General features: G+C 70.7%; 10 protein-coding genes and 1 tRNA gene. 6 read left to right on the top strand and 5 right to left on the bottom strand.

Annotated features, from left to right (window positions below):
* Positions 1-31: 31 nt before the first annotated feature.
* A complete protein-coding gene (locus ACN6LB_RS01945) occupies positions 32-343 on the bottom strand; it encodes a hypothetical protein (RefSeq protein WP_356132215.1) in 312 nt (103 codons plus the stop codon).
* A gap of 448 nt (positions 344-791) precedes the next feature.
* Between ACN6LB_RS01945 and ACN6LB_RS01940 the strand changes: the two genes are divergently transcribed.
* Positions 792-1,718, top strand: a complete 927-nt coding sequence (locus tag ACN6LB_RS01940) for a bifunctional DNA primase/polymerase (RefSeq protein ID WP_445024259.1) — start codon at positions 792-794, stop codon at positions 1,716-1,718.
* 121 nt (positions 1,719-1,839) lie between these two features.
* Here the strand turns inward: ACN6LB_RS01940 and ACN6LB_RS01935 are convergent.
* Positions 1,840-1,926 (bottom strand) — tRNA-Ser (locus ACN6LB_RS01935).
* A gap of 47 nt (positions 1,927-1,973) precedes the next feature.
* Positions 1,974-3,509, bottom strand: a complete 1,536-nt coding sequence (locus ACN6LB_RS01930) for a S1C family serine protease (protein WP_445024258.1) — start codon at positions 3,507-3,509, stop codon at positions 1,974-1,976.
* Between the two features lie 257 nt (positions 3,510-3,766).
* On the opposite strand from ACN6LB_RS01930, the gene ACN6LB_RS01925 reads away from it, so the two are divergent.
* From ACN6LB_RS01925 to ACN6LB_RS01915, 3 genes are all read left to right on the top strand, one after another.
* Positions 3,767-4,576, top strand: a complete 810-nt coding sequence (locus tag ACN6LB_RS01925) for a glycerophosphodiester phosphodiesterase (RefSeq protein WP_356132197.1) — start codon at positions 3,767-3,769, stop codon at positions 4,574-4,576.
* A 158-nt stretch (positions 4,577-4,734) separates the two neighbouring features.
* Positions 4,735-5,451 (top strand): ATP-binding protein, encoded by a 717-nt coding sequence (locus tag ACN6LB_RS01920; protein ID WP_445024257.1) that lies wholly within the window; start codon positions 4,735-4,737, stop codon positions 5,449-5,451.
* A 142-nt stretch (positions 5,452-5,593) separates the two neighbouring features.
* Complete coding sequence (locus ACN6LB_RS01915; RefSeq protein WP_356132189.1) at positions 5,594-6,559, top strand: DUF5926 family protein; 966 nt, start codon at positions 5,594-5,596, stop codon at positions 6,557-6,559.
* Positions 6,560-6,790: 231 nt separating this feature from the next.
* Here ACN6LB_RS01915 and ACN6LB_RS01910 read toward each other — a convergent pair whose 3' ends face one another.
* A complete protein-coding gene (locus ACN6LB_RS01910; protein ID WP_445024256.1) occupies positions 6,791-7,504 on the bottom strand; it encodes a hypothetical protein in 714 nt (237 codons plus the stop codon).
* Between the two features lie 56 nt (positions 7,505-7,560).
* Entirely contained in the window at positions 7,561-8,226 is a 666-nt protein-coding gene (locus ACN6LB_RS01905) for a bifunctional DNA primase/polymerase (protein WP_445024255.1), read from the bottom strand.
* 471 nt (positions 8,227-8,697) lie between these two features.
* Here ACN6LB_RS01905 and ACN6LB_RS01900 point away from each other — a divergent pair, with 471 nt between their 5' ends.
* Both ACN6LB_RS01900 and ACN6LB_RS01895 read left to right on the top strand, forming a co-directional pair.
* Entirely contained in the window at positions 8,698-10,218 is a 1,521-nt protein-coding gene (locus ACN6LB_RS01900; protein WP_356132459.1) for a PP2C family protein-serine/threonine phosphatase, read from the top strand.
* A gap of 98 nt (positions 10,219-10,316) precedes the next feature.
* Complete coding sequence (locus ACN6LB_RS01895; protein WP_445024254.1) at positions 10,317-11,792, top strand: aminopeptidase P family protein; 1,476 nt, start codon at positions 10,317-10,319, stop codon at positions 11,790-11,792.
* Positions 11,793-11,870: the final 78 nt, after the last annotated feature.

Genomic DNA, 11,870 nt, shown 5'->3' with positions numbered 1-11,870 from the left:
CAGGGCCGATGGGAGCGCATCGGCCCATGACTCACCAGAGGTTGGTGAAGTTCACGGCGATGTTCTCGTTCGCCTGGTTGATGGCCGTGAACGCGGAGCCGTTCACCTGAGCCGTGTTGCTCTGGTTCGAGGCTCCCGAGCCGACCGCCTGCTGCTGCGTGGTGGACGAGTTGCCGTTGTTGTCGTGCCCGACCCCGCTGCCGCTGATGGTGGCCACGCCCGCATTCGATCCGTCGTCCGCGAAGGCGCCGTTGTCTGCCGCCGCGACGCCCGTGAAGAGGGCGGCCGCGAGGGGCAGGGCCGCGACGGCGGCGAGGACGCGGGCGGTACGGATGCTTGCCATGTGAATTCCTCCAGAACCGGGTGTACGCCCCGGCGATGCACCGGGAGGTACGGAAGTACGGCTTGTTCCAAGGCAGTTGGCCGACCGCCTCGGTACTGATCACAACGTCGCGAGACCAGAATTGCCCACCGAATCCCCGGCGAACCACCCCGGAAGCACCCATTCCCCCTGAAGCGTGAGGACATATCGATAAACCCTCTTCGCGACGACAAATCCGCAGCTCAGGCGTGAGCAGGTGACCCCAGCCCAAGCGCCGCACGGGCTGAATCGTTTCGGCACATTTTCGGCCAATCCCACCTCGGGGCGGCCAGTGGGCATGCCAGGACAGAGCGGGCTCGCCTTCGATCCGGGGCGGCACTGAGCACGGAGGCGGCGCTCACCCCCCCTCGAAGTCACTCCACCCGCGAACCCCCTTCCCTTTTTCGAACACCCGTACGAACATGGAGTCATGGCCACCACCGACCGGAAGGCCACGACCCTGGCCCTGGCCCACGCACTGTCCGCCGCCGAACGCGGACTGGCGGTCATTCCGCTGTCCCGGACGAAGCTCCCGGCCCTGCGCTCCCCGCACCGCGACTCCGCCGCCCCCTCGCCCCTGCCCGCGCCTCCGTTCGAACAAGCGGGCTCCCCGCCCCCGCCCTGCCATGGCGAATGCGGCCGCTTCGGACACGGCGTCTACGACGCCTCGACCAATCCCCGTCGCATCCGCGAGCTCTTCGCCGCCGCCCCCTGGGCCACCGGTTACGGCATCGCCTGCGGGCTGCCCCCGCACCACCTCATCGGCATCGACCTCGACACCAAATCCGATACGGACTCCTCTGCTGCCCTGCGCGAACTGGCCCTGCGCCACCTGTTCACGATCCCGGCCACGGTCGTCGTACTGACCCCCAGCGGCGGCCGCCACGTCTGGCTGAGCGGCCCGCCGGACGTGGTCGTCCCCAACTCGGCGGGCCGGCTCGCCCCCGGCATCGACATCCGCGGCGCGGGCGGCTACCTGGTCGGCCCCGGCTCACGCACCGAACACGGCGTCTACGGCACGGCTCCGGGAACAGCGCATCTGGCACCCGCGCCCTGCCCACCCGAACTCCTGCGCCTGCTCACGCCCCCGGCGCGCACACCCCACCGCGCGCCTTCCGCGACCGGCCGGCATGGCCAGGGCCTGGTGCAGTTCGTACTCGCCGCGCACGAGGGCCAACGCAACACCCGCCTCTTCTGGGCCGCTTGCCGCGCCTACGAGAACGGCATCGGCCCCGAACTCGCCCACGCCCTCACCGAAGCCGCCGTCCGCACAGGCCTCACCGAACGCGAGGCCCGCTCCACCCTCGCTTCGGCGGCCCGCATGTCGACACCACACCGAGGCCAAGAACCCGACTGACCGTCAGCGGGCCGCACAGCACCTCACGCCGCCGGGCCGGACCGGTCGCGGGACCGCCCACAGGACCGGACAAACCGAGAGCCTCCGACCAATATCACTGGCCAGAGGCTCTCAACCACTGCGGTGGGTGTGGGATTTGAACCCACGGTCACATCGCTGCGACGACGGTTTTCAAGACCGTTCCCTTAGGCCGCTCGGGCAACCCACCCCGCGCCGCCCACGCAGGGTGGGTGGTGCGGGGACAAGACTAACCGGTCAGCTGTCGCCCTCGCGCTGGCCGAGGGTTACGTCGGTGGTGTGGGTCTTTCCGTCGCGGGTGTAGGTGAGCTTGACGGTGTCGTCGGGGCGGTGGGTCCAGATCTCGCCGATGAGGGTGGGGCCGCTGTCGATCGGCATGTCGTCGAGCTTGGTGATGACGTCGCCGGGCTTGAGGCCGGCCTTGTCGGCGGGGCCGCCGGAGGTGATGGCGTCCGAGTTGCCGGCACCCTGCTCGGTGATCTTCGCGCCGTCCGTGCCCTCTTCCAGAGAGACCGACGCGCCGATGACGGGGTAGACCGGCTTGCCCGTCTTGATGAGCTGCTGGGCGACGCTCTTCGCCTGGTTGATCGGGATCGCGAAGCCCAGGCCGATCGAGCCGGACTGGCTGGTGCCGCCCAGACCGCCGCTGCTGGAGGACTGGATTGCGGAGTTGATGCCGATGACCGAGCCGTGGGCGTCCAGGAGCGGACCGCCCGAGTTGCCCGGGTTGATCGAGGCGTCGGTCTGCAGGGCGCTCATGTACGAGGCCTTGCTGCTGGCGCTGCCGTCGCTGGAGGCCACCGGGCGGTTCTTGGCGCTGATGATGCCCGTGGTCACCGTGTTGGACAGGCCGAACGGTGCGCCGATCGCGATCGTCGAGTCGCCGACAGCGACCTTGTCGGAGTTGCCGAGCGCGAGGGGGTTCAGGTCCGACGGCGCGTTCTTGAGCTTGATGACCGCGACGTCGTAGCCCTGCGCGTGGCCCACCACCTCGGCGTTGTACTTCTTGCCGTTGGGGAAGGTCGCCGTCAGCTTGCCGCCGTCGACCGCTTCCGCGACGACGTGGTTGTTGGTGAGGATGTGCCCCTGCTTGTCGAAGACGAACCCGGTGCCGGTGCCGCCCTCGCCGCTGCTGCTCTCGGCCTCGATGGTCACGGTGCTCGGCAGTGCCTTGGCGGCCACGCCCGCGACCGTGCCCGCGTCGCGCTTGACGTCGCCGCCGCTGTCGGAGGCCGAAACCGTTGTCGAACCGGACGAGTTGTCGTTGCGGTCGGCCAGCGAGTAGCCGATGCCGCCACCCACGCCGCCCGCGACCAGCGCGGCGACCAGGATCGCGGCGACCAGGCCACCGCGCCCGCCGCCGGACTTCGGTGCGGGCGCCGCCTGCTGGTAGGAGGAGCCCCAGCCGGCCCCGGACCCGCCCCCGTCGGCGTACGACGGAGTGGCGGGCGGCGGGGGCGGCCAGCCCGCCTCCGCGGCGGAACCCGGTGCGCCGGCGCCGTGCCCGTACGCCTCCGAACCCTGCACACCCTGATCCTGCGCCTCGGGGCCCTGGCCGGCAGCGGACGCGTACGCCGGCTGTCCCGCGAAAGTCGCCTGCTGCTCCGGTGCGGCGGGGGCGTGCGGAGGCACCGCCGGGATCGGGGTCGTCGGCGCGCCCCCCTCGGGCGGAGTGGTTCCCTCAGCGTGTGCGGAAGCAGCGGGAGTGTCCACCGGCACAGGAGGTGCGGACGGGGCCGGCGGTACTGCGGTGCCCTCGTTCTCGGTGCTCACAGCTCTTCTCCTCGATCCACGGCTGTTGTTCTCGGTCGCACTCGGTCACGCTCATTCACGCTTGTCGACGGTCCGGCGCGATTCAGCTGTGCATGTGCTTTTGTATGCCGTCAGCTTTTCCCACCGGCCGTCAGAGCACCATAAGCGGTAGCTGTGGGTCCGAGGCGATCCTTTATATCGGAGCTTTCCGGCGAAACGGACTCATTCGTGACGCCTCCGCCTGCACGCCTACCCCTTCGCGGTGGCACCATGACGCGGTGACCCACGCACGACAGCACCCGATTCAGGTCGTCGCCCACCGCGGAGCCTCCGAAGAGGCCCCCGAGCACACGCTGGCCGCGTACAAGAAGGCGATCGAGGACGGCGCCGACGCCCTTGAGTGCGATGTACGACTGACCGCGGACGGCCACCTCGTCTGTGTGCACGACCGCCGCGTCAACCGCACCTCGAACGGCCGCGGCGCGGTCTCCGCCCTGGAGCTCGCCGACCTCGCGGCACTGGACTTCGGCGCCTGGAAGAACCGCGACGAGGCCCCCGACTGGGAGTACGCGCCTGAGGACCGTGAGGACACCTCCGTACTCACCCTGGAGCGACTGCTCGAACTCGTCGCCGACGCGGGCCGTCGCGTGGAGATGGCGATCGAGACGAAGCACCCCACGCGCTGGGCGGGCCAGGTCGAGGAGCGGCTGCTGCACCTCCTGAAGCGCTTCGGCCTGGACGCCCCCGACTCCGCCGCCGAGTCGCCGGTGCGCGTCATGAGTTTCTCGGCGCGCTCGCTGCACCGCATCCGGGCCGCGTCCCCGACCTTGCCCACGGTCTATCTGCTGCAGTTCGTCTCACCCCGGCTGCGCGACGGACGGCTGCCCGCCGGTGTCCGGATCGCGGGCCCCTCGATGCGGATCGTGCGCAGCAACCCCGGGTACATCGAGCGTCTCAAGCGGGCCGGGCACCAGGTGCACGTATGGACGGTGAACGCGCCGGAGGACGTCGATCTCTGCGTTGAGCTGGGCGTCGACGCCATCATCACCAACCGCCCGCGCGCGGTGCTGCGGCAACTGGGCCGCTGACCCCGCACCGTTCACGACTCAACAGCGCGCCCATTAACCCCGCATCAACGCCCACACCTCGCCCAAGCGTCATGCCGCCGCCATCCCCACCGTCGAAATCAAGCCACCCGATTACAGGGAGTGCACCGGCGCGTTCGTTCCGTATTCGATCGTTACGAGTGCGTCAGCACACATGGATTGGCCGGTTTCCGGTCCAGTCCAAAGGGGCATCCACACCGTGGCGTGGGGCAAAGGAGGTCTCGGGGGTGGCGTTGGTGGTGGCACAGGAGGTGCCCACGTCGTCGAGCATGGCCGTACCCCATGGCCCTGCGGGCGTGGGGGAAGCAAGACACCGGATGCGGGATCAGCTGCGCTCCGGTGGCGTGGCGGAACCGGTCATCGACGATGCCGTACTGATCCTTTCCGAACTGCTGAGCAACGCGTGTCGGCACGGTCGGCCGCTCGGCGACGCGTTGGCCGGAGACGGTGACGTCCGCGCCGCGTGGCGCGTCGATCCGTCCGGAAGACTCACCCTTGAGGTGACGGACGGCGGTGGTCCGACCCGTCCGGTTCCGGCCACGCCCTCGGTCACCGCACACGGCGGCCGCGGGCTGAACATCATCACGGCACTGGCCAAGGACTGGGGCGTACGCGACGACGCCCGTGGCGAGGTCACCGTGTGGGTGGTCGTGCAGGACGACGTGAGCGCGGCGCAGGGCGCCGACGACTTCGCTACGCGCGTCATGTCACCGTCCCCCTCACCGCCGTCCCCGGCGGCATCGGCTTCGGCTTCGTCGTCCCCCGTGTCGATCCCGGCCGCGCGACGGCAGCCACTGCTGCCCGGCACCGCGATACCCGGCCTGGACTTCGCGGACGCTTTCGAGGACCTGGACTGAGCGGACCCGCCCACAGGGGACGACTCGGTGCGTCGACCCGGTGCGTCGACCCGGTGCGTTGTCCACAGGGTCCCGTCGGCCGTCGTACGAACGGCTAGGCTCGCGCTCGTACGAGACGCGCCGTAACCGGGAGACACCCACGATGGCCAAGAAGCGACCCCAGACGAAGGCCCAGCGGCCTCAGCTGCAGGACGGGGAGATCCCGGTCGTAGGGGCTCGCGAGCCCTGCCCGTGCGGCAGCGGCCGCCGCTACAAGGCCTGCCACGGCCGCGCCGCCGCGCACGCCGTGACCGAGCTGGTGCAGCGCCCCTTCGAAGGGCTGCCCGGCGAGGGCGACTGGATCGCGCTGCGCGAGCTGGTGCCCGCCGCGACGGTCGAGCTGAAGCTCAGGGAGAGCCTTCCCGAGGGAGTCCCCTCGGTCACGCTCGCCACCGTCCTGCCGATGGCGTGGCCGGCACTGCGCCGCGACGACGGCTCGGTGCTGATCGGGCTGCAGAACGACACGCCTTCCGGTGACCTCAGCCGCGATCTCGCGGACACCCTTCAGCGCGCGCTCACGGCGAAGCCCGGTACGCCGGTCGAGGGGCGGCGCGCCACGGGCGACGGGCCGCGGTTGCAGGATCTGCTCGACCCCGAAGGCGCGTTCGAGCCAGTTGTGCACTCGGGCTTCGAGTTCTGGGTCCCGGACTCGGAGAACGCGAGCCCCGAGGTGGCCGCTTCCCTGGAGCGGGCCAACGCCGCGGCCATCCCGACCGTGAAGCTGACCGGCGTGGACTCCGCGTACTGGTGCGAGACGCCCGACAAGAACCACCTGCGCTGGGTCATGCCGCACCCGGAGGAACAGCTTCTGGACGCTCTCGCGCGGCTGCACGCGGCCGGTGGATCAAGCCTCGGCGAGGGCACCCGACTGGTCGGTTCCTTCCGTGCGCACGGGCTCACGGTGCCGGTCTGGGACCTGCCGACGGGGGTCACGGCCCAGGACATCGAGAAGCCCGCGGCGGAGTTCGCCGAGCGCCTCGCGACCGCTCTGGCCACGGACGCGCCGCTGACCGCGGACGAGCGCCGGGCGCGCGGCGGCCTCACCAATCGACAGGTGACTCTCAGCTGACACACAGACGGGGCGCTGACCGACCAGTCAGCAGTCCGGCGCCCCGCACAGTGGGTGACTCCTGTCACAACTCCCCGTTGTGACAGGTAAATCCGTGTCCGAATAGCCGAGATCGAATTTGCGAACCGCCGATCTCTTGTTACCGTTCGAGTAGCCCGGTTGCTGGTGCATCCCCCGTCGCCAGCAACCGGGTCTTTCCATGTCCGGCCAGCGGCTGCCGTCCGTCCGGCCTCAACCAGCGCTCTGATCAGCCGAGTTGTCCGCTTCACTCGCGCTGCCCGCGCCACTCGTACGACTTCCCGAGCGCAGCATCAGCGGCGCACTCCCGGCGCTCTTCGCGAACTCCGCGACCGCCGTGTACGCCCCCGCGTCCCCCGTCGTGCGCTCCCTGGGCGTCTCGCACGCCCCGGGCTCGTCCTCCGCGTCCACGACGCAGTGCATCTCCACGGTGCGCCCGTCGGGCTTCATGAGGCTCAGCACGGAACTCAATTCCTCACCCGAGGCGTTGCGGTAGTAGGTGCGCGCCCAGGTGTCCCGTCCCTGCGTCAGGACACAGGTCTGTGCCTCGATGCCGTCGGGGGAGGAGAGTTCGGGCCCGCAGCCGGCCGCGGTGGCCAGACCGAGGCCGAGCAGCAGGGAGGGGCGTCCCGATTCGGACGCCCGCGCCCCGCCGTCGCCGCGGCCCGCAGAAGCGCCGGAACCGCCCTTGTCATCGGCGCCCGAGGCATCGGCGCCCGAGCCGTCAACCCGTGAGGCATCAGCCCGCGGGACATCGGCAAGCGAGCCGTCGGCGCGCATGCGTACGGCCGCGGGCCCCCCGTCGCCCACGGGCCCCGCGGACGCCACGGCCAGAGGCAGCGCGACCGTGGCCGCCACGACGCCCGCGAGCACGAGCAGACGGACCCTTCGGGGGTCTGAGGGGCGGGCCCCGGAATGACGCAGCATGAGAGGGAAGATAACTACGCCGGGCGGGCGCCCGGTTCACCGCGCGCCCGACATCCCTACAACTCGGGCGCGCTCACACCCGTACGAGTGAGAGCTTCGACCACGGTGTCCACCACGGCCTCCACATCGGGCACCCACGGAGCGGCCGAGCCGGCCAGTGGAGCCCGCTCCCAGCGGATCTGTCCCTGGCCCGTCTCGGACGGCGGCAGCGCGATGTAGCCGCCTTCCCCGTGGAAGCGCAGGGAGCCCGGAACGAAGTCCTGGGCGTAGAGCAGCTCGCCCAGTTGCTCCATCGAGTACGGCGCCACGAGCAGCGCCCAGCGCGTGGGGGTCGCGACGACCGGACCGAGGCGCATGCCCGCCTGGTCGAGCGCCACGAGTGCGCGAGCCGCCGCGAGGGCGGGCAGGCTCACCGCGCAGGGGGCGGTGCCTCCGGTGGCCAGCACGATCGGTGCCGACGGCCGGTTCGTCCACCACCAGCGGACCATGCGCTCGTCCGTGGTCGCGGCGAGGAGGCCGGGGTCGAAGGGGTGGGCGCCGGGCACCGTGCATTCCGGGTCCGGGCAGCCGCAGCGGGCACGCCCCTGCGGATCCGGAGCCACACCCGGGAGTACGGGCCACTGCCATTCGGTCGCGAAGGTCAGGGCCGCGCTGAGCATCTCAGGCCTCCCGTTGTTTCGCCTGGACAGGAGCCTGCGTCGCCTTCCGAGGATCTCGCGCATGAGCGCTCGTTCCTTTCCGTTGCACGCCTGGCAACACTGTGGACCATCACACCATGTGTCGATCACTTCACTGTGCGTACCTACTGGCGCATCACACCCCTGCTGGAGACAAGGGGAACCCCTATGGGCCGAGCGTCTGGCTGCGTCCGCGTCCATACCGCGTCTGGCACAAGCATGGGCATGGCGCGGGGTGGCGGAGTCTGGCGTTTCGCGTCCCGCGTATTTCTCTCCGCCTCCGCCACGGGAGGATGGGGCACGGTCGTCGGTGGTTAAGACGCCCGGGTCCGTTGCCAGGTTCCCGGGTGGATCTCGACCACCCCTGGCCTTCACCGAGTACGTACCCATCACGACCGCTGTGACGCTCCGTCGAGCAAGGCCAGTCGACCGCAATAAGCCGTTACCCGAGTCAGTTTTAAGCCAACTTTGCATTTCCGCAAGTGGCCCATGGACACCAGGAATCCCAGCAGGACAATGCTGGACATCCCCTCACGAGTGCGTGTACATGTGGAGACACCGCTAGCGGCGCAGAACGACATGGGGGTTTGCGATGCTATTGAGCAATACGCACCGGTCGGAAAGCCGGACGCCATGAGTGCGCCTCACCTTCCGAAAGTGGCCGGAATCGATTCAACGGTCCCCGCGCCCGCACACACTGTCGCGCCGACGCCATCTGTCACGGGTACCCCTTCGGCCACCTCTTCCATCGGCCCGGGTGCCGTTCTCCAGGACCGACTCGCAGGCTGGGTCTCCGATCTCACCACGCTCCACGAACTCACCGAACGTCTTGCGCGCACCGCAGCACTGGACGACGCACTCCAGGAAGTGCTGCGCGCCGGAGCCGCCCTCGTGGGCGCCCGGCGCGGCCTCGTCGTCCTGGAGCCGGCCGACGGACTCGGTCCCGACACCACCATCGGCCTGGGCCTGGGCCGGGCCGATCTCGGTCACATCGAGACCGTGCCGCGCAGCTCCATGTCGTACGGCAAGCTCCTCGACACACCGGCCGGGCTGCCCGGTGGCGACGCCGAGATCGCCCGGCCCGACCTGTTCGCCGAGGACGGGCTCGACCCCCGCCACCGCGAGGTGGCCGCCCGGCTCGGCTACGCGGCGAGCTACGCGCTCCCCCTGTCCACGCCGGCGGCGGGCCGCCTCGGTGCGGCCGTATGGCTCTACGACGAGCCCGCCGAACCGGTGGAGCGCCAGCGCCATCTCGTCGGCCTCTACGCCCGGTACGCGACCGAGCACCTGGCACGGCTGGTGGAACTGGAGCGCACGCGCGCGTGCATGGCGACCATCTCCGAGGAGCTGCTGCCCCCGCGGCTGCCCCGGGTCGCCGGCGTCCAGCTCGCCGCCCGGCACCGCACGGGTCCGCGCGGCGGCGGCGACTGGTACGACGCGCTGCCGCTGCCCGACGCCGCGCTCGGCCTCGCGGTCGGCTCGGTCACCGGGGCGGGGCCCAGCGCGGTCGCCGCGATGGGACGGCTGAGAGCCTCCCTGCGGGCGTACGCCGTGATGGAGGGCGAGGACCCGGTCGCCGTCCTGTCGGACCTGGAGCTGCTGCTCCGGCTGACCGAGCCCGCCCGGTCCGCGACCGCCCTCTTCGCCTACTGCGAGCCCGCCCTGCGCAAGATCACCCTGGCCGGCGCCGGACACAGCCCGCCGCTGGTGATCGGCGAGCGGCGCACGGAGTTCGTGGAGACCTCCGTGTCGGCGCCGCTGGGCATGCTGGCCTGCTGGGAGGCGCCGAGCGTCGAACTGTGCGCGGAGCCCGGCGAGACCGTGCTGCTGTACACCGACGGCCTGCTGCACCGCACCGGCGACCCCATGGACCGCGCCTTCAGCCGGCTGCACGCGGCGGCGGCCGGCGTCCCCAGGGCGCTGCGCGGCGACCCTGACGCGATCGCCGACCACGTGCTGCGCACGGTGCTGCCGGACGGCCTGGACAAGGCGGGCGGCGAGGAGGACGTGGTGCTGCTGGCGGCGCGCTTCGAGTGAGGCCGGCGAGCCGCCTGTAACAGGTCTTCCGGCCCTGGGCCCCCTTCCGTACGACCGTACGATGGATGGGGTCCAGTGCCGTATCAAGGAGGATGACCGTGGCGGACGAGCTCACCCCGGAGAACCCGGAGACCCCGGAGAACCCGGAAGAGTCTGAAAAGCCCATCAAGCAGCGCAAGAACGGCCTGTACCCGGGCGTGTCCGACGAGCTGGCCGAGAGCATGAAGTCCGGCTGGGCCGACACCGAGCTGCACGGTCTGGAGCCGGTCGAGCAGGCCGGGCACACCGCGCGCCGCCGCTCCGCGCTCTCCGCGCGCTTCCCGGGCGAGCGCCTGGTCGTCCCCGCGGGCAACCTGAAGACCCGCTCGAACGACACGGAGTACCCCTTCCGGGCGTCGGTCGAGTACGCGTACCTCACGGGGAACCAGACGGAGGACGGCGTCCTCGTCCTGGAACCCACCTCCGACGGTCATGACGCGACGATCTACCTGCTGCCGCGCTCCGACCGCGAGAACGGCGAGTTCTGGCTCTCCGGCCAGGGCGAGCTGTGGGTCGGCCGCCGCCACTCCCTCGGCGAGGCCGAACAGCTGTACGGCATTCCCGCCTCGGACGTGCGCGAGCTGGCCGGGAAGCTGACGGAGGCCACCGGTCCGGTCCGGGTCGTACGCGGCTACGACGCCGGCATCGAGACCGCGCTGAGGGACAAGGTGACCGCGGAGCGCGACGAGGAGCTGCGGGTCTTCCTCTCCGAGGCGCGGCTGATCAAGGACGAGTTCGAGATCGGTGAGCTGCAGAAGGCCGTCGACTCGACCGTGCGCGGCTTCGAGGACGTCGTGAAGGTCCTCGACAAGGCGGAGGCCACCTCCGAGCGCTACATCGAGGGCACCTTCTTCCTGCGCGCGCGGGTCGAGGGCAACGACATCGGCTACGGCTCGATCTGCGCCGCGGGCGCGCACGCCTGCACGCTGCACTGGGTGCGCAACGACGGCCCGGTGCGCTCCGGCGACCTGCTGCTGCTGGACGCGGGCGTGGAGACGCACACGCTGTACACGGCGGACGTGACCCGGACGCTGCCGATCGACGGCACGTACACGGAGATCCAGAAGAAGATCTACGACGCCGTGTACGACGCCCAGGAGGCAGGTATCGCCGCCGTGAAGCCGGGCGCCGGCTACCGCGACTTCCACGACGCCGCCCAGCAGGTGCTGGCCGAGAGGCTCGTCGAGTGGGGGCTCCTGGAGGGCCCGGTCGAGCGTGTTCTGGAGCTCGGGCTGCAGCGCCGCTGGACCCTGCACGGCACCGGTCACATGCTCGGCATGGACGTCCACGACTGCGCGGCCGCCCGCACGGAGCACTACGTCAACGGCACGCTGGAGCCGGGCGTGGTCCTCACGGTCGAGCCCGGGCTGTACTTCCAGGCGGACGACCTGACGGTGCCCGAGGAGTACCGCGGCATCGGCGTCCGCATCGAGGACGACATCCTGGTCACCGCGGACGGCAACCGGAACCTGTCGGACGGGCTGCCGCGCCGCTCGGACGAGGTCGAAGCATGGATGGCCGCCCTGAAGGGCTGACATAGTGCCCTGCGAGGGCTGATACGAGACTGACGGCCGGGTGTCCTCACAGGCACCCGGCCCTTGGTGTGCCCGGGA

This window comes from Streptomyces sp. SAS_270 (genome assembly GCF_052543295.1).
This window is presented reverse-complemented; position numbering and strand designations above follow the sequence as displayed.

Excerpts from the sequence above, each read along its gene's own strand:
- ACN6LB_RS01945 (WP_356132215.1), bottom strand. The coding sequence starts at position 343 with ATGGCAAGCATCCGTACCGCCCGCGTCCTCGCCGCCGTCGCGGCCCTG.
- ACN6LB_RS01940 (WP_445024259.1), top strand. The coding sequence starts at position 792 with ATGGCCACCACCGACCGGAAGGCCACGACCCTGGCCCTGGCCCACGCA.
- ACN6LB_RS01915 (WP_356132189.1), top strand. The coding sequence starts at position 5,594 with ATGGCCAAGAAGCGACCCCAGACGAAGGCCCAGCGGCCTCAGCTGCAG.
- ACN6LB_RS01910 (WP_445024256.1), bottom strand. The coding sequence starts at position 7,504 with ATGCTGCGTCATTCCGGGGCCCGCCCCTCAGACCCCCGAAGGGTCCGT.
- ACN6LB_RS01905 (WP_445024255.1), bottom strand. The coding sequence starts at position 8,226 with ATGCGCGAGATCCTCGGAAGGCGACGCAGGCTCCTGTCCAGGCGAAAC.
- ACN6LB_RS01900 (WP_356132459.1), top strand. The coding sequence starts at position 8,698 with ATGCTGGACATCCCCTCACGAGTGCGTGTACATGTGGAGACACCGCTA.